The sequence below is a fragment of the Paenibacillus sp. A14 genome (assembly GCF_036864815.1).
GTDB classification, from domain to species: domain Bacteria; phylum Bacillota; class Bacilli; order Paenibacillales; family Paenibacillaceae; genus Fontibacillus; species Fontibacillus sanfengchensis.
The window spans coordinates 658510-675647 of record NZ_JBAGJD010000001.1 but is presented as its reverse complement, the minus strand read 5'-3'; the positions used below and the strand labels follow the sequence as shown (position 1 = coordinate 675647).

The 17138-nt window shown below is 54.4% G+C and carries 15 protein-coding genes; 11 read left to right on the top strand and 4 right to left on the bottom strand.

Annotation, left to right across the window (positions count from 1 at the left end):
* Nucleotides 1-453: 453 nt before the first annotated feature.
* Entirely contained in the window at nt 454-1707 is a 1254-nt protein-coding gene (gene tyrS, locus V4U88_RS03300; RefSeq protein ID WP_334071797.1) for a tyrosine--tRNA ligase, read from the top strand.
* A gap of 403 nt (nt 1708-2110) precedes the next feature.
* Here the strand turns inward: tyrS and rpsD are convergent, their stop codons facing one another.
* Complete coding sequence (rpsD, locus tag V4U88_RS03295; RefSeq protein ID WP_334071796.1) at nt 2111-2710, bottom strand: 30S ribosomal protein S4; 600 nt, start codon at nt 2708-2710, stop codon at nt 2111-2113.
* A 464-nt stretch (nt 2711-3174) separates the two neighbouring features.
* Between rpsD and V4U88_RS03290 the strand changes: the two genes are divergently transcribed.
* The 5 genes from V4U88_RS03290 to V4U88_RS03270 all read left to right on the top strand — a co-directional run bounded on the left by V4U88_RS03290 (nt 3175) and on the right by V4U88_RS03270 (nt 8199).
* The gene (locus V4U88_RS03290) at nt 3175-5157 is read left to right on the top strand and encodes a sensor domain-containing diguanylate cyclase (RefSeq protein ID WP_334071795.1); all 1983 of its coding nucleotides are present in this window, start codon (nt 3175-3177) and stop codon (nt 5155-5157) included.
* Between the two features lie 146 nt (nt 5158-5303).
* Nucleotides 5304-6143: a hypothetical protein gene (locus V4U88_RS03285; RefSeq protein ID WP_334071794.1), complete on the top strand. Its 840-nt coding sequence runs from the start codon at nt 5304-5306 to the stop codon at nt 6141-6143.
* 140 nt (nt 6144-6283) lie between these two features.
* A complete protein-coding gene (locus tag V4U88_RS03280) occupies nt 6284-7399 on the top strand; it encodes an aminopeptidase (RefSeq protein WP_334071793.1) in 1116 nt (371 codons plus the stop codon).
* 81 nt (nt 7400-7480) lie between these two features.
* Nucleotides 7481-7726 (top strand): HPr family phosphocarrier protein, encoded by a 246-nt coding sequence (locus V4U88_RS03275; protein WP_148451691.1) that lies wholly within the window; start codon nt 7481-7483, stop codon nt 7724-7726.
* 182 nt (nt 7727-7908) lie between these two features.
* The gene (locus V4U88_RS03270; RefSeq protein WP_334071792.1) at nt 7909-8199 is read left to right on the top strand and encodes a YlaN family protein; all 291 of its coding nucleotides are present in this window, start codon (nt 7909-7911) and stop codon (nt 8197-8199) included.
* Nucleotides 8200-8276: 77 nt separating this feature from the next.
* Here V4U88_RS03270 and cax read toward each other — a convergent pair whose 3' ends face one another.
* Nucleotides 8277-9347 (bottom strand): calcium/proton exchanger, encoded by a 1071-nt coding sequence (gene cax / locus V4U88_RS03265; protein WP_334071791.1) that lies wholly within the window; start codon nt 9345-9347, stop codon nt 8277-8279.
* Between the two features lie 188 nt (nt 9348-9535).
* On the opposite strand from cax, the gene V4U88_RS03260 reads away from it, so the two are divergent.
* Complete coding sequence (locus V4U88_RS03260) at nt 9536-9898, top strand: Asp23/Gls24 family envelope stress response protein (protein ID WP_334071790.1); 363 nt, start codon at nt 9536-9538, stop codon at nt 9896-9898.
* A gap of 95 nt (nt 9899-9993) precedes the next feature.
* On the opposite strand, the gene ftsW is transcribed toward V4U88_RS03260, so the two are convergent.
* Both ftsW and V4U88_RS03250 read right to left on the bottom strand, forming a co-directional pair.
* On the bottom strand, nt 9994-11241 hold the full coding sequence (ftsW, locus tag V4U88_RS03255; protein WP_334071789.1) for a putative lipid II flippase FtsW: 1248 nt from the start codon (nt 11239-11241) through the stop codon (nt 9994-9996).
* Nucleotides 11242-11252: 11 nt separating this feature from the next.
* A complete protein-coding gene (locus tag V4U88_RS03250; RefSeq protein ID WP_334071788.1) occupies nt 11253-11594 on the bottom strand; it encodes a YugN family protein in 342 nt (113 codons plus the stop codon).
* A 203-nt stretch (nt 11595-11797) separates the two neighbouring features.
* Between V4U88_RS03250 and V4U88_RS03245 the strand changes: the two genes are divergently transcribed.
* The 4 genes from V4U88_RS03245 to V4U88_RS03230 all read left to right on the top strand — a co-directional run bounded on the left by V4U88_RS03245 (nt 11798) and on the right by V4U88_RS03230 (nt 17122).
* A complete protein-coding gene (locus V4U88_RS03245) occupies nt 11798-12982 on the top strand; it encodes an amidohydrolase (RefSeq protein ID WP_334071787.1) in 1185 nt (394 codons plus the stop codon).
* A gap of 45 nt (nt 12983-13027) precedes the next feature.
* The gene (locus tag V4U88_RS03240; RefSeq protein WP_334071786.1) at nt 13028-13453 is read left to right on the top strand and encodes a CBS domain-containing protein; all 426 of its coding nucleotides are present in this window, start codon (nt 13028-13030) and stop codon (nt 13451-13453) included.
* Nucleotides 13454-13556: 103 nt separating this feature from the next.
* Entirely contained in the window at nt 13557-15242 is a 1686-nt protein-coding gene (locus V4U88_RS03235; RefSeq protein WP_334071785.1) for a DNA repair helicase XPB, read from the top strand.
* Nucleotides 15239-17122, top strand: a complete 1884-nt coding sequence (locus tag V4U88_RS03230) for a helicase-associated domain-containing protein (protein WP_334071784.1) — start codon at nt 15239-15241, stop codon at nt 17120-17122. The genes V4U88_RS03235 and V4U88_RS03230 overlap by 4 nt, the downstream gene beginning before the upstream one ends.
* Nucleotides 17123-17138 lie beyond the last annotated feature (16 nt).

Here is a 17138-nt window from a genome sequence, read left to right as displayed (position 1 = left end):
TTCCACCCTACTTGCCAGGTATTCGCCAAGGTTTTCGCATATTATTCCGTTTGACTTTGGAAATGTACCTGTGATATAAAATAGCTAATTGTATATCGCTAAAGGCTTGGATAGACATAGTAGAAGGCGGAATCCCGCCGCTCAGAGAATCGGTGGTCGCTGCGAACCGAATGGGCGGATCTCCTTTGAATTACCGTCTGGAGCCGTCCGGGGGAACGCACATGGGCCACGCGCACACTGTCAGTAGTCCGGTACCGGGAAACCGTTATGGAAATGAGGTGAAAACCGCGGCATCGACATGCCCGCCCGATTGGCGGCGGTGGCGAAGCACGGTTTTAATTAGGGTGGTAACGCGAGCGGCTCCTTCTCGTCCCTTGGGATGAGAAGGAGCTTTTTTGTCGTTTTCGGCGCACAAAAAAATCAAATCACAATCATATGTGGAGGAATGAAAGAATGAAGTGGGAAGAATTGACACAGGCTCAACAAGCGGAGGTCGACCGTCAGCTCAAGGTGATCTCCCGCGGCGTGGTGGAAATCGTACCGGAGGACGAATTAAAGAAGAAAATCATGAAATCGGTGGTTACGGGAACGCCGCTGAAAGTGAAGCTGGGGCTGGATCCTTCCGCGCCGGATATCCATGTCGGCCACACGGTCGTCATGCAAAAGCTGCGCCAATTCCAAGAGCTGGGACATCAGGTTCAACTGATTATCGGTGATTTTACCGGCCGGATCGGAGACCCGACCGGGAAATCGGAAACCCGGAAACAGCTGTCGGAAGAGGATGTGCAGCGGAATGCCGAAACGTACCGCCAGCAAATTTTTAAAATTCTGGATCCGGAGAAGACCAAGGTACACTTCAATTCGGAGTGGCTGGCACCGATGACGTTCGAGGATGTGGTCAAGCTGGCCGCGAAGGTGACGGTGGCCCGGATGCTGGAAAGGGATGATTTCACCAAACGGTATTCCACCGGTCAACCGATCAGCATTCACGAATTTTTCTACCCGCTGATGCAGGGAATGGACTCCGTCGCTCTGCACACCGATATCGAGCTAGGCGGAACGGATCAGAAGTTTAACCTGCTGATGGGCCGAACCTTGCAGAAGGAATACGGCCAGGAGCCGCAGGTCACCATCATGACGCCGCTCATCGAAGGGCTTGACGGCGTGCAGAAGATGAGCAAGAGCCTCGGAAACTACATCGGCATCGATGAGGAGCCGAATGAAATCTACGGTAAAGCGATGTCGGTTCCGGATGAATTGATGCTCAAATACTACGAGTTGGTTACGGATTTAACGAACGAGGAGCTGGAGACGTTGAGCGAGGGCGTCAAATCGGGGACGGTTCATCCCCGCGACGCAAAGATGAAGCTCGCGCATACGCTCGTCCGCATGTACCATGGCGTAGGCGCCGCGGAAGCCGCGCAGGAGCATTTTGTTACTGTATTCCAACAGCGCGCGCTGCCTGAGGATATCGAGGAGATTGAGGTGTCTGCCGCTGAACTGGAGGACGGAACGATCAAACTGATCAAGCTGTTGACGTTAATCGGATTCGCTTCATCCAACGGAGAGGCGAAACGGAGCATTCAGCAGGGCGCCGTGAAAATCAATGAGGAGAAGCTGACCGATGTAAACGCGGCGATCGCTCTGTCCGGCGGAGAAGTCATTCAGGTCGGCAAACGCAAATTCGCCAAGCTGTTGGTTAAATAAATTGCGAAAAATATATTTGTAATGCCTGATTGGCCTGATCCGGATAAGTGTCCGGGTCAGGTCTTTTCCGTTTTGTTGCAGTTAGCACTGTATAGTTGAACTATTGATTCGCACACTCAATATAGCACGACTAACGGGAATACCTCCCGTTAATTCGGTCATACGCCGCTCGAATTTCGCATTAGCTGGAAAACCTCCGGCTAATTTACGTAGTCGAGGCTTTGATCGCCTCTCAGGCATAGAATTAGCTGGAGAAAATCCTGCTAAATCGTGCCGAGTGGGTAAAATTAGCAAAATTAACGGGAGAAATTCCCGTTAATCGCTGGAGTGGCGGGATAGAGAAATTTGCACAAAAAAACCGACCCAAGTCGGAGCGACTTGGGTCGGTTTTTTTGTGCAAATCTTAACGGTTGTAGAACTCGACGATTTGTTTCTCGTCGATATCTTGCGACAGCTCGGAACGTTCCGGCAAACGAATGTATTTGCCTTCCATAGCCGTATCGTTGTATTCAAGGTAAGCCGGAAGGTGCGTGCGGTTCTCCAGAGCTTCCTTAACGGAAGACAAGCCGCGGCTTCTTTCGCGAAGGCTGATTACATCGCCGATGCTTACACGGTAGGAAGCGATGTCCACTTTCTTGCCGTTTACGGTAATGTGACCGTGGGAAACCAATTGACGGGAACCCGCGCGGGAGTTAGCGAAACCAAGGCGGTATACCAGGTTGTCCAGGCGGCTTTCGAGCAACGCCATGAAGTTTTCACCGGCAATACCCGGCATTTTTTGCGCTTTGGCAAACAAAGTGCGGAACTGCTTTTCTCCCAAACCGTACATGTGGCGCAGTTTTTGCTTCTCCAAAAGCTGCATACCGTAGTTGGAAACCTTTCTCCGTTGGTTAGGGCCATGTTGTCCCGGAGGGAAAGGGCGTTTCAAATCTTTGCCTGTTCCGCTCAAGGAAATGCCAAGGCGGCGGCTGAGTTTAAATTTAGGACCAGTGTAACGTGCCATTGTATAGGTAGACTCCTTTTATCATAAAATTTTAAGTAGGGTTCTACTTGCGCGGGCTTTGTTTGGGCGGGCGGAGGATAGATAATCCGCTCTCTGACAAGAAAGTTCAGCCGCTGTCTTGTCAGCAACAAAAACCGAGAGGGTGCTTCGCATGATTTACGCCCCTAATCAAAGACTCTATCCAGTCTTTATCAACAATATATATTATAAGAAACGGGCGGATAATGTCAAGCGGTGGATTTTGTTTAAATATAAAGGATTTTGACGATAGGCCTTTGGACCTAATATTACTTTGAAAATGAAGTAAATTATAATGCAAAACGGCTACGAAGATAGTAAAATAAACATATAAACAAGGAACGGAACAAATATTACTATGATACTCGTGTAACTAAAGGCAGAGTGAGACGGCTTCGATTAAATTATCTCGCTGCGGGCTGGGTGCGGCGAAAAGGAGCTTTTACATGACAAAACAAACTAGAGACGACTCGATGCAAGCGTTCATGCCAACACCGACCTACACTCTGCCGAGTTGGAATCCCGAGGAAGATCAGGATCCTATTAACTGGCTCGGATTGATGGATATTACGACCCATGACTACCCATACATTATGGCATTGCTTGAGAATGCCTGCCGGGATTGGGCTTCCCAGCTGCCGCAGCCGCCGGTTTCCTGCCGGGTGGAATGGTTTGTTGCTGATTCGGCCGGGGAGTTCGTAAATCGTAGCGGGGATTCCCGGATTCCTGAAACGGAGCAATCGATCGACGAGGTGACCCGAAGTTGCCTAAGGGAAATTCAAGTGGCAATCTCCCGCTTTCCGGAGGGTTTCTGCATAGCGGCCCCGGTGCTGACCAGGCATACGAACGAGCTGTTCGCCGTACTGGGATGTACGGTTTATGGCGCGGCGGCGGCGGATTTCGCCGAAGCTTGGGTCGTGATGGCGGCCCAGTTTTTCAAGACCTGCTTCTATAAAGGGCTCGAGACGCTGTTTATCTCCGATTTGCTGCATGTGCAAGGGCTGGCCAAGCGGGAAGAATATCGCAGGTCCATTTTGTTTCAGGTCATTCAGGAACTGCACGATAAGAAAGAAGTGGATTCCGTGCTTACCGAGGTATTCGGCCGAATCGCCGGACTGTTTCCGGAAGCCCGAGTCGAATTGCTGATGTCCCAGGATTACCTGAGTCGGGATCCCCGGGTTAAATCCCTGCAGTTGCGGGAGACCCGGGATAACATCTGCGCCCGGGCCTTTATGGAGGGCGTGACGCTCCGTTCGGGGGGAAGTCAAGACAACGGGGAAGATTGCCTGGAAATCGCGGTCCCGCTTGTGGGCAAACAGGGGGTTTATGGCGTTTTTCACCTGGTTACGCCTCCCCGGGATGTTGAAGAGGTGGACCTTCAATTGGTCAGTATGCTGGCGGATATCGCGGGGTCCGCTTTTGAGAGCGCCAAGCTGTATGAGCAGTCGAACCTTCTGGTCAGCGAGCTCCGGCTTATTAACGAATTGACCAAGCGCCTGAATCAAAGTTTACGGCTGAAGGAAGTTTTCAAATTCGCTACCGAGGAGCTTCTTTCCATCTTCCGGGCGGAGTTTTGCTGCATCACTCAACTGGACAAGGGCGGGGAAGTATTTGAAGTTATGGCGTGTAACGTCCCGGCCCTCTCCAAATCGTTTTTTCCCAAGAATTACGGCTATAGCGGTCTCGTGTTGACAACGAAGGAATCGGTGATTTTGTCCGATTACAAGGCCTACGGAAAGATCAGCTCCAAGCTGATGGACGAGACGGATTCCAACTCGCTGATCGTGGCTCCGCTGATGGTGCGGGGAGAGGTGACGGGAGCGATTATGCTGGCCCACCGGGAGGCACGCTTTTTCTCGTATGAGAATTACAGGCTCTTGCAGGTGCTGTCCTCCCACATCGGTCTGGCGATTGCCAATGCATCCCTGCATGCCGAGGTGCAGAGAATGGCCAATCACGATATGCTTACGGGGCTGTACGCCCGGCACTATCTGGATGACCGGATACAGCATTTTCAGAAGCAGGATGAAGGCGGGTCCCTCATCATTGTGGATATCGATCTGTTCAAGCAAGTCAACGATACGTACGGCCACCAGACCGGGGATAAAATCTTGCAGCAGGTTTGTTCGATCATTCAGCGTACGGTGCGCAAAACGGATATCGCCGCCCGCTGGGGCGGTGAAGAGCTCGCCATTTATTTGCCGGGGGCGGACGTTCGCAGTGGATACCAGATCGCCGAGACGATTCGTCTTCAGGTGGCCGCGGAGTGTGAACCCCGGGTTACCGTTACTTGCGGCATTGCGGAATGGAACCGGGAGAGTGATAAAATCAGCGTCGAATCACTTTTTTATCTGGCGGATATGGCGCTTTACAAAGCGAAAAAGAATGGCCGGAATCAAACGCAAATCGGCCTTAGCCCCGAGGAATAGGCAAACAGCAGCGTGATGGCGGGAACGTCTTTAAAGGGACGTTCTTTTTGTTTGCGCATAGATTCTATCGGGCGGGAAAGGCTACAGCGTAAATACGTTTTTCCGGATCATCCTGTCTGCCGGAAGTAGAGGGGCGCAAGAGTAAAATGAAAACCGTATACTATAGTTTCGTAACTCTGCTGTTTGCCGTTCTTTTGTTGGTTTCCTGCGGCTTTCGTGACAATAAAACCCCCGAGCAATGGTACCGTGTCACTTGGTCGGGTCTAGCCGGATGCGACTCGCTTACGTTTCGGGGCGATGCGGCGTTGTTTCGCGGAGAGGACAACAAACTGACGGAGTCCTTCGCTTACTCGGGACAATTAAGGGATCATCGCCGTCTGCAAATATCCACGGTCCTTCCCGTTCCGGCGGAGGGGGCAGGAAAAGGCCGGATGCCGCGGGCTGCGGAGTCCAAGGCGAAGGCTTATCAAGTGAACCTGCTGTGGAAGAGGGGGAACTGGAGTCTTGAGGCCAAAGGCGGCGATGCCGTCATCCAAGGGCTCGCCCGGTTGAACCCGTTGGACCAGCTGGAAGAGATTCGGTCGGCACAGAAAGTGATGACCTCGGAAACAGGAGCGGCCCGGGGGACCAGAGTGTTGCGGATCGAGCTGGACCCGGATGAGGCCAGAACCCGGCTCAAAGCGAAGCTGGCGGGGGAGATGGACGCGGTGAAGAAAGGCTGGGAGGATCGCCTGACCCAGGTTGAATCGGGGCGCCGCGCCCGGCTGGAAGCCGAACTGAACCGGGAATGGATGAACGGAAGAGAGCGGTTGATGACGATGCTCGATCAATCCGAAGCCAGGGCGGTGTTCCACCTGACCATCGATCGTCATAACGGGCTGCCGGTCCGGTTGACCTCGGAAACCGAATTGGTTTACCCGAACAGGCTGGGGCTTAAAGAAAGGGAGATCCTGCTGACGGATAACCGCTTTGAAAACTACCGATAATCCCCCGAGGCTGACTTCGGGCAAACACCGTGCTACAATAAGTAAGAAGAATTAACCATTGTTCAACATATACTAGGATCCATGTATTGAATCCGCCGGGCTTTATGGGAGCCCGTTACATTGAGGAGGATGAAGCTGTAATGAGAGATCCAAGAATCCAGAAGCTGGCGCAGAATTTGGTAGGTTATTCGGTAAACGTCCAGCCGGGGGAAAACGTACTGGTGGAAATGATCGGGGAAGAACGCGACCTGCTTAAAGCCGTGATTGAGGAGATCGGTAAAAAGGGCGGCCATGCGTTTGTAGAACTTACGGACAAAACCGTTCAGCGCACGCAACTGAAATACGCCACCGAAGAAGGCATGAAGACATGGGCGGAATACGATCTGACCCGGATGAAATTGATGGATTGCTATATCGGTATCCGCGCCGGTTCCAATGTCAACGACCTTTCTGATGTCCCGGAAGACAAGATGAAGATGTACAATGCCCTGTATTCACATTCCGTACATAGCGAGCAGCGGGTCAAGCATACGAAATGGGTCGTACTCCGCTATCCGAACGCCAGCATGGCCCAACTGGCCAACGTCAGCACGGAAGCTTTTGAGGATTTCTATTTCGACGTGTGCAATCTGGATTACGCCAAAATGGATAAAGCCCAAGACCCGCTTGCCGAATTGATGAAAAACACGGACAAAGTACGCATCACCGGACCGGGTACGGATCTGACGTTCTCCATCAAAGGCATAGGGGCGGAAAAGTGCTCCGGGCAGAAAAACATTCCGGATGGCGAGGTATACACCGCGCCCGTACGGGATTCCGTCAACGGGACGATCAGCTATAACGCGGCTACCCTGTACAACGGAGTTACGTTCGAGAACATCAAGTTCCGTTTTGAAAACGGCAAGATTGTAGAGGCAACGAGCAACGATACGAAGCGGCTGAACGACATTCTCGATTCGGATGAAGGCGCCAGATACATCGGTGAATTCGCGATCGGCTTTAATCCGTACATCCTGCATCCGATGAAGGATATTCTTTTCGATGAGAAGATTGCGGGCAGCCTGCACTTCACCCCGGGGCAAGCCTATGAAGACACGGATAACGGAAACCGCTCGTCGATCCACTGGGACCTCGTCCTGATTCAACGTCCCGAGTACGGCGGCGGCGAAATTTACTTTGACGATCGCCTGATTCGTAAAGACGGAATCTTTGTCATTCCGGAACTCGAAGCCTTGAATCCGGAGAACCTGAAATAAAGAGAAAATTCCTTGCCTGGAAAGCGGATTCAATGTATCATGATAATATGTTTATCTCAAAGTTGACACGGAGGGATCGCTATGGCCACAAATAATCAAGCAGTTGTGGAAATTGCTCAAACGGCGGGGAAGTTTACTTCATCCATCGTGCTGCAGGCAGACAACAAGTATATCGATGTTAAGAGTATTCTGGGTCTTTTCACAACCCTGGTGAATACCAAGAGCTATGAACTGCATGTTCACGGGCCGGACGCGGATGAAGCCAAGAAGGCGGTATCGGAAGTATTCGCGAAACACGGTTTGGACGTGAAGGTAGTGGCCGAGTAAGCGGGTCTAAGAAGCACTTCTGCCTTTCTTTGGCAGAAGTGCTTTTTTTATTTGTCCATGCGCCGATTGTCAAGAGTTCCCGGGCGGCGATTATTTGGCGAGGTTCTTGTATTGGCCCCCGATTTCGTCTAATATTAAGAATATGAATGTGTGGAGACTTGGAGGACATAGGGGGGATGAACATGACTTCATCTGATTTGCAGGAGCAATTGAATCTCAAGGCGCTGAATCTTCTGAAAGAAGATGCCGATAAAATAGAAAAGCTGATCGAAGTGCAGATGGAGAATCTGGCTACACGTTACTGCCCTCTCTATGAGGAAGTATTGGATACCCAGATGTACGGTTTCTCCAGACAAGTCGATTATGCGGTGCGCGTCGGACTCGTTCAGGAAACGACAGGCAAACAAATCCTGAGCAAGCTGGAGCGGAACTTGGCTTCGCTTTACGAAGCGATGAACAATAGGCAGCAGTAGTTTAGCCTGATACAGCGGTTAAATCACAAAGCGCATGACCCTTCAAAAGGGCCATGCGCTTTTTTTTGCGGTCTTTATTAGACGAGAAAGAATGACACGCCGAGAATCAAATAAACAGCCAGCAGAAGCAGCCCCTCGTACCAGTTGGTCTGACCGTCCTGTGTAATCGATTTGGCGATAAAGACAGATACCCCGATGGCCGCAAGTTCGATCACCGTAAACACGATGTCCATCGGTCTGCCGAACAAATGGCTGACGAAGATGAGGACCGGCGCGACAAAGAGGGCGATCTGCAAGCTGCTGCCGACGGCGATCTCCACCGCGGCCCCGATTTTGTTTTTCATCGCCAGCATGATAGCCGCGCTGTGTTCCGCAGCGTTCCCCACGATGGCAACGACGAAGGCGCCGACGAAGATTTCGCTGAGCCCGAAGCGTGAAGTGAGCGTATCCAGCGTATGTACCAGCCATTCACTAACCAAGGCGACCATGACGGTGGCAACCACCAAGTAGAGAATCGATTTTTTCTTGGACCAGGCGGGTTCGTGTTCGTGAGGGAGCTCCTGATCCGCGCTTTCCGTCACATCGGCTAAGTAGTTCTTATGCGTGATCATGGAGAACACCAGCCACAGCAGGTAGGCCACGATCAGAATTCCGGCAACGACAAGGCTTAGCGAGGTCCGGTCTTCCTCATGGAGCACATGCGTGTTCAGGAATATGGCCGGCACGAACAAGGCGATAATGGCGACGATCATTAGAGAGCCGTTCATTCCGGCCAATGTGACGTTGTATTTCTGCACCTTGAACTTTAATCCGCCCGCGAACAGACTAAGTCCGAGGACGAGCAGCAGATTCCCGATAATCGAGCCGGTGATGCTGGCCTTGACCATATCAAAGAGGCCTTCCCTTACCAGCAATATCGCGATAATCAGTTCGGCCGCATTACCGAAGGTGGCATTCAGAAAGCCGCCCAGCCGCTGTCCGGCATAATGGGCCACGCTCTCCGTCGCTTTTCCCAGAAACCCCGCGACAAAAATAACCGCGATCGCGGCGATAAAGAATTCCAAAGTGGCGGGCCAGTGGGCGTAATGACCGATGGCGCTGAGTACGAAGAAAAGAATGAGTAAACCTGGAGACAAATATTTCTTCATTTTTACACCCCTGTTGTTTTATTTTGCATTGGCAGTAGACCGGCTTGTGTAGGAAATAACTACACTTCAAGTTCAATATAACCAATAACGTGATGATTATAAACGAAACGCGAAAATTGGTCCATATTTGCTTAATAAGAAATTAGCAATTACAATGGGTAATAATGAGGTTTGAAGGAGGATATACCATGACCGAGCAATTGCAACTGGATTTGGGGGTTATTCGGGTTTCTGATGATGTAGTTTCCAAAATCGCGGGAATGGCGGCCCTGGAAACCCCCGGTATTGCGGCGATGTCCGGCGGGCTGTCCGAAGGATGGGCCAAGCGGCTAAGCGGTAAAAATGTGCAAAAAGGCGTCACCGTAGAAGTCGGTCAACTGGAAGCGGCGATCGATCTGCGAATCATCGTGCTTTATGAGACTCCGATCCACGAAGTCTGCCGGATGTTGCAGCAGAATGTCCGTGAAGCCGTTGAGAACATGACGGGATTGAAAGTGGTGGAAGTAAACGTGAAGGTGGAAGGCGTCGCCTTTAAAGACGACGAGGTCTAACAACACGAGCGGAGAAGATCCTGCGGCATTTTTTCACTGCAAAATCAAAAGACTCCAGGAAAATTCCTGAAGTCTTTTTTTGTCGCGTATGTTCGTTAGCCTTGACGCCGTCTGCGATGGCTCCAATCATAACTAGCCGATTCCTTCGTGACCACGGATTTCGTGCGCTCCTGTTTGGCCGGAAGGGCGGATTGGCGGGAAATGCTCAAAACGATGCCCATGGCTACCATCATCACGAGCAGAGAGGAACCCCCATAACTGATGAACGGGAGCGTGACGCCCGTGACCGGAATCGTACGGGTGACGCCGCCGATGTTGACGAAAGCCTGAATCGCGATCAGGCCCATGATTCCCACGCCCATCAAAGTTCCGAAGGCGCTCTGGCAGCGAAGGGAGACGAGCAGCCCCCTCCAAATAAAGTAAATGTAAAACAGCAGGAAAATCAACGTCCCCAGAAAGCCGAACTCTTCTCCGATGACGGAGAAGATAAAGTCGTTATAGGCGTTCGGAAGATAATGCAGCTTCTGAATGCCTTGTCCAAAACCGGTGCCGGTGACGCCGGCATGTCCGATAGCCGTCAGGGATTGAATAAGATTATATCCGGTATGCTGCGGATCTGCCCACGGATTCAGATAAGCCTGAATCCGTCCCATCTTGTAGTCGCTCCCCGCGGCCGCGGTGTCGCTTGGGCTAATCTTGTCCCAAAGCGCTCCGACCCCCATCACGATGCTCGCCCCCAGAACCAATAGCGCGATGGAGCCCATAATATGCTTCAGATTGGCGCCGCCCGCAAAGATGATCAGGCCCGCCGTGGCGACGAGAATCATACAGGAACCCAGGTCAGGCTGAAGCATGACCAGACCGGCTACAAAGCCCACGATAACCATGACCGGAATGTAGCCGGTGCGGAGATCCCGAAAACGTTCGCCTTTCTTGGAAATAAGGGCGGACAAATACATAATGGTCGTCACCTTGGCCAACTCCGTGGGCTGAATCCCGAGCGAGCCGACGTTCAGCCAACTGCTGGCCCCGTTGATGCCGCCGGAGAACGGAACGATCATCAAGAGAGCAATGGCGAATATAAAAACCGGTACAAACAGTTTCTTATATTTCTCATAGGGAATGTTCATCGCTATGAACATGCCGATCAGGCCGGCAAAGGCGAAGATAATTTGGCGTTTGGTAAAATACATCGGATCGTAGCCGAAATTTTTGTTGACCATGGCGATGCTGGAGCTGGAACTGAACACCATCACAATCCCGAACCCCACCATAAGCAGCGTCAGTACGAGAAGCTGAAAATCAGGGGTTCCGCGTCGGGGCTCTTCTTTGTTGTCTCTCATGAAAGCCGGGCTTAAGCCTCGAGGAGTTCCTTCAACTCCGCGATTTTATGCGTCGCCGTCTTCATGACGAGCGCCGGAATTTCGGATTCATATTCCAGCCCGTGTGGGAAAGTGGCCCGCCCCATATAGACCGCTTCAATGGACAGAATTGTCTCCGGACGCTCCAGCTTGCCTTCAATCGCTCGCGTATTGATGCGAAGGTAGTATTCGTCGTTGTTGTATTCGATTTTATAATCGTATGTAGCACGATAGTATTCCCACTGCCAGCGAATAAAGCCAACTTTCTCGGCAGATTCGTCCAAATAGGCCAAATCGCTCTTCAGTCCATCCAAACCTGTATTTTCAACTATCATCTGTCGGAAGGCCTCCTTAAATAATGTTCGTAAAAAAGTCATGAGTTCTCTCCCCATGATAGTATGTTTCCACCTCTTGTGCAAGCACGGAAAGCCTTATGAAAAGTGAAGTTTCGGCCTTTTGCATCCGAAGACCGCGCATATTAAGAAGGCCTGTTTTCTGATACAATGAAATCAGCGATTTAGAAGAAGGAAGTGGGCGAATGGATAGCGAAGCGCTTCGGGCTTTATTTCAAGGCATGGTGGAGGACCGGCGCTTTTTGCACCGGCATCCGGAACTGTCTTTTATGGAAAAAGAAACATCGGCTTTTGTGCTGGGGCGGCTGGAAAGACTCGGCGTGGAGGTAACTGCCGGCGTCGGCGGCTTCGGCATCATCGGCCGGATTCGAGGCGGTCGCCCGGGTAAAACGGTGGCACTGAGAGCCGATATGGATGCGCTGCCCATTCAGGACGAAAAGGACTGCGATTACGCGTCCGGCGTTCCCGGAGTCATGCACGCCTGCGGCCATGACGGCCACACGGCCGTTCTTCTGGCCTTGGCGGAATATTACAGCGGCCGGAGGGAAGAACTGAGCGGAGAAGTACGGCTGTTGTTCCAGCCGGCGGAGGAAGTTTGTCCGGGCGGCGCGGTGTCGATGATCGAGGCTGGGGCACTGGACGGAGCGGATGTGATCTACGGGGTCCATTTATGGACACCGATTTCCGCGGGAACGGCGATGAGCGCTGCCGGTCCTCTGATGGCCTCCACGGATGAGTTCTTCATCGACGTTCAAGGGAAAGGCGGGCACGGCGGGATGCCGCATAAAACGATCGACAGTGTCGTAGCGGCTTCAGCGCTGGTTCTGCAACTGCAAAGCGTAGTCAGCCGCTCGGTCGATCCTCTCAATCCGGCGGTGGTTACCATCGGGTCGATTCAAGGGGGGACGGCGCAGAATGTGATCGCTGACCGCTGCCGGCTATCGGGGACCGTACGCTGCTTCGACGCGGACACGCGGGAGCTGATCCGGACGCGGGTCCATGAACTGGCTGCGGGCACGGCGGCAGCTTATGGGGCTACGGCCGCCGTGGAATATATGATGGGTTATCCGTGCCTGGTTAATCATCCCGACGAGTTTCAGCGCTTTTATGAGTCCGGGGCCGCCGCCGCGGGTTTAAAGCCCGCTGTCTCGCCAAAGATTATGCCGGCGGAGGATTTCGCCTACTATTTGCAGCAAATCCCGGGCTGCTTCATGCTGGTTGGGGCGGGAAACGCGGAGAAGGGGGCGGTCTACCCTCATCATCACCCGAGGTTCGATATCGATGAGGAGGCGATGCTGCATGCCGCCTTGCTCCTGGTGGCGATGGCCGATTCCTACTTGGCGGAGCATGCGTCCGCATCGGGCGCATAAACCGGCTCCCCCTTTGGAATTCTATTGACCGAAGGAGGGATCAACATGAGAAAAGTCAACGAAATTATGACCCGAGATGTCGTAACGGTGTCTCCCGAAGACAACGTCTTTGAAGTGGCGGTCAAAATGAAGAAGCATGACACCGGTTTTATTCCGGTTTGCGAAAAAGGAAGCACCCGGCTGCTCGGGGTCATTACGGACCGCGACCTGGTGATCCGGGGCATCGCCGAGAAGCATCCGGGTTCCACCGCGGTCGAGACCGTCATGACCCGCGGCCTTAGAACGGCTACGCCGGACACCTCGGTGGACGAGGCGGCCGAGTTGATGGCCGAGCAGCAAATCCGGAGGCTGCCGGTTACCGAGGGGGAAATGCTGGTCGGGGTCGTTTCGATCGGCGACCTCGCCGTGCGGGGCATCTTCGCCGACAATGCCGGCGAGGCGTTGTCGGAAATATCGGAGCAAGTGCATTAAGACAGCCGGCCCCCGGCTAACGGGGAGGCGCGGGAGAAGAAGTTCGCGGCCGACCGGCTTGCGGGCTTCTTGTTTTTTTATCTGTGTGAAAAGGAGGCTCCCGATGAACAGGGAAGGATCGTGCATTGTGCAGCGGGATTTGACGATTCTGCTCGAAAAAAACCATCCCGGCTATGAACCTGCCCGGGAAAGGTTGGCTATTTTTGCGGAGCTGGTGAAGAGCCCGGCTTATTATCATACATATCGCGTTACCCCGCTGTCCTTGTGGAACGCCGCCGCTGCCGGAATGACGGCGGAGGAGATTTTGGAGGAGCTGCGGGGGTTGTCCCGATGGGAGCTGCCGGGCGGAGTGGACGAGGAGATCCGGATGTGGGTTTCTAGATTCGGCAGTCTCAAGCTGTACAGGGCGGAAGAGCCGGGACGGTTGTGCCTGGAATACGTGGGCGGCAAGGAAGGCCTGATGACCCGGCTGTTGAAGGAGAAGGCTCTTGCACCGTACAAGCTCGAACCGGGTAACGAGTACCGCTGTTTTCTGCCCCAGGTATGGCGTGGAGCGCTTAAGCAGTCCCTGGCTCGTCTCGGATACCCGGTGTTGGACGAGGTCGGGTATCATCACGGCCAATCGTTGCCCATGGCCCTGCGGGACGTGACGGAAAGCGGGAAATCTTTCGTCCTCCGAACCTATCAAAAAGCCGGGGTCGACGCTTTTGCCTGCGGAGGCGACGGCGGAGGCAGCGGCGTCCTCGTACTGCCATGCGGCGCGGGGAAGACGGTCATCGGCCTGGCGGCAATGGCCCATTTTCAGAGCGAAACGCTGATCTTGACCTCCAATGTTACTTCGGTACGCCAATGGATTGCCGAAATCCGGGATAAAACGACGCTGCCGGAGGGCGCGGTCGGAGAGTACTCGGGGGAGAAGAAGCAGGTCTGTCCGGTTACGGTTTCGACTTATCAGATCCTGACCCACCGCAGTAGAAAAGAGGATGAATTCAAACATATGAGCTTGTTCAATCAGCGGGATTGGGGACTGATCATCTATGACGAGGTGCATTTGCTCCCCGCCCCCGTCTTCCGGGCGACGGCCGATATCCAGGCGACTCGCCGGCTCGGTTTGACCGCCACCCTGGTGCGGGAGGATGGCTGCGAACGGGACGTCTTTTCGCTGATCGGACCGAAGCGTTACGAGGTTCCCTGGAAGGCGCTGGAGGAGCGGGGGTTCATCGCTCAAGTGGAGTGCCGGGAAGTCCGCGTAAGCCTGCCGGATTCCATCCGGGAGCGCTATCTAAGCGCGGAGGGAAGAGAGAAGTACAGAATTGCGGCGGAGAACCCGCGAAAAACCGAAATGGTGCTGAAACTGGTAAACCGTCATGCAGGGCGGCAAATTCTCATCATCGGCCAGTATTTGGACCAGCTGCGTGAGGTGGCTGCGGCGCTCCGTGTTCCGCTTATCTCCGGCAGTATGCCGCAGGAGGAACGGGGACAATGGTTCGCCCGGTTTCGGGAGGGGAAGATCCCGGTGCTGGCCGTCTCCAAGGTGGCCAATTTTGCCGTGGACTTGCCGGATGCGTCCGTCGCGATCCAGATTTCCGGAAGCTATGGCTCCCGCCAGGAGGAGGCGCAGCGGCTCGGAAGAATACTGCGGCCCAAGCAGGATGGAGGGGGAGCTTATTTTTACACCCTGGTTTCGGAGGAAACCCGGGAACAGGATTTTGCGCTGCGCCGCCAACTGTTCTTGATCGAGCAAGGGTATGAATACGCCGTGACGGGAGAGCGGGGGGAAGGCGCATGATCGAAGCGATTTTCCGGCGGTTCGCCGGACTTCCGTTCAAGCTGGAGAAGCTCGATGAGGCGGCGGTCGGCCAGTTGACCGGAGCCGATCTGAGAGCGGCCCTCCCCGGGCTGTTGCGGAGCGGACAGTTGGCCGCGGTCAAAAAGGCGTGGGGCGAAATGCTGTACTACATCCCGGCGGAACTGCTGCCGGATCTGTGGGAACAGGCGCATTTTCCCGAGCCGGAGCCTTTGGCCGCTTCCGATGCCCGCCTGCAAAGAGAAGCCGGTCCCGGTCTGGCGCTGGACCTTTTCCGGGCTCTGGCCTGGGCCGGCCGGAACGGGCTGCCCGTCACCTCCAAGGGAACCCTTCACCAACGGTCGGTTAGCAAGCTGGCGGGTTATCTGTACTTGCAGGAAAACGATATTGCCGGCCTTGATCTGCGTTATCCCCATCATGACGTCTATCCTCCCCAACTGGCCGTGGTGCTCGATTTGCTGCTTTCCTTGGAGCTGATCATGAAGGAGCGCGCAAGCTGGAGCCTGAATTCCCGGGAACTGTCGGCCTGGCTTGCGCTGGAACAAGAGGAGATGGACGCTCTGTTGTGCCGGGAGCTGCTTCATCGGTATATTCCCGATGATGTGTCCGTACAGCACTGCGTATACAGACTGATTCAGCCGGACTTGCGGGAGGGCATGTGGTATTCGCTTGGCAGCGTATTCGAGTCGCTGCAATCCATCGGGCTGCTTCCCGGCAGCCTCCCCGAATTTCTCACAGGATGGATGGAGAAGTGGCTTAAAGCGCTGGCCGGATTCGGCTGGCTGGATTTTGGAACCCACGGGGAAGACAAAGGGTGCTTCCGCTGGCGGCAAAAGCCGGATTTGCGGCGCTTGCCCAAGAAGGAATCGGCCGCAGGGAGGGCCCTGCCCGGCGGAGGTGCGGGGGATGGCAAGCCGGGCGGGACTACGCCGTCTTCGCCCCCTTTCATCATTGTGCAGCCGGATTTCGAGATTCTGGTGCCCCCGGACGTATCGTATCGGGTACGCTGGGAATTGGAAGCCTGCTGCGAAAATCTGACGATGGACAGGATGTCCGTCTATCGGCTGAGCAGACAGAGTGTATCCAAAGCGGCCGAACTGGGACGCTTCCCGGGGGCGGTGCTGGAACTGCTGGAGGCCCACGCGGAGGCGGTGCCGGACAACGTCCGATCGGCGCTTGAGCAGTGGTCCCGGGAGTTGGGCCGGACCTCGTTCGAGGAGCGGCTGCTGCTGCGCTGCGCCGACGAGGCGGCGGCGGGCATGGTGGCTGTCTTGCCGGCACTCGCCGGGCTTCTGGAGCGGATCGGCCCACGCGATTTTATTGTGGATGCCGCTCAGGCCGCCAAAGTCCGCAGGGTGCTGGAGGAAGCGAGATTGGCTCCGCCCAAGCAAGGCGGCTCCGGCGCGGTCGCGCCGGACTACCCCCGGCTGGAAGAAGGGGCCGGGCATGCGCTGACGGCACTGCGAGGGACACAGCCCGAGCGGGCCTGGATTTTTAACGGCCGGAATCTTCATTTTTATGAGCCGTCCGAGGCGATTCCGCAGATTTCGGAGCTTTTTCCGGGATATGAGGATGTACCGGGGATGTGGCTGAAGGAGCTGCGGCACTATCACGCCTCAACGGCAAGAAAAATAATGGAGCAGGCCATCGGCTGGAGGACTAAAGTAGAGTTGAAAATGAACGGTTCGCTTGAGGAGTTTTACCCGCTTTCTTTGAAGGGCGATGAAAAGTGGACGGTTGTCGGACGGCTGCTGAAACCTCCCACTCAGCGGGGAGACGGTAACGGTCCCTTGCAGGAGGAGCTCGAACTGACAGCGGACCGTTGTGAAGCCATGCGGCTGATGATGTCCGATATCCCTTGATCGCCGGGGGCTCCCC

Coding starts and splice junctions, on each gene's coding strand:
- V4U88_RS03235 (WP_334071785.1), top strand. CDS start 13,557: ATGAACAGGGAAGGATCGTGCATTGTGCAGCGGGATTTGACGATTCTG.
- V4U88_RS03260 (WP_334071790.1), top strand. CDS start 9,536: ATGACCGAGCAATTGCAACTGGATTTGGGGGTTATTCGGGTTTCTGAT.
- V4U88_RS03290 (WP_334071795.1), top strand. CDS start 3,175: ATGACAAAACAAACTAGAGACGACTCGATGCAAGCGTTCATGCCAACA.
- ftsW (WP_334071789.1), bottom strand. CDS start 11,241: ATGAGAGACAACAAAGAAGAGCCCCGACGCGGAACCCCTGATTTTCAG.
- V4U88_RS03275 (WP_148451691.1), top strand. CDS start 7,481: ATGGCCACAAATAATCAAGCAGTTGTGGAAATTGCTCAAACGGCGGGG.
- cax (WP_334071791.1), bottom strand. CDS start 9,347: ATGAAGAAATATTTGTCTCCAGGTTTACTCATTCTTTTCTTCGTACTC.
- tyrS (WP_334071797.1), top strand. CDS start 454: ATGAAGTGGGAAGAATTGACACAGGCTCAACAAGCGGAGGTCGACCGT.
- rpsD (WP_334071796.1), bottom strand. CDS start 2,710: ATGGCACGTTACACTGGTCCTAAATTTAAACTCAGCCGCCGCCTTGGC.
- V4U88_RS03270 (WP_334071792.1), top strand. CDS start 7,909: ATGACTTCATCTGATTTGCAGGAGCAATTGAATCTCAAGGCGCTGAAT.
- V4U88_RS03285 (WP_334071794.1), top strand. CDS start 5,304: ATGAAAACCGTATACTATAGTTTCGTAACTCTGCTGTTTGCCGTTCTT.
- V4U88_RS03245 (WP_334071787.1), top strand. CDS start 11,798: ATGGATAGCGAAGCGCTTCGGGCTTTATTTCAAGGCATGGTGGAGGAC.
- V4U88_RS03240 (WP_334071786.1), top strand. CDS start 13,028: ATGAGAAAAGTCAACGAAATTATGACCCGAGATGTCGTAACGGTGTCT.
- V4U88_RS03250 (WP_334071788.1), bottom strand. CDS start 11,594: ATGATAGTTGAAAATACAGGTTTGGATGGACTGAAGAGCGATTTGGCC.
- V4U88_RS03230 (WP_334071784.1), top strand. CDS start 15,239: ATGATCGAAGCGATTTTCCGGCGGTTCGCCGGACTTCCGTTCAAGCTG.
- V4U88_RS03280 (WP_334071793.1), top strand. CDS start 6,284: ATGAGAGATCCAAGAATCCAGAAGCTGGCGCAGAATTTGGTAGGTTAT.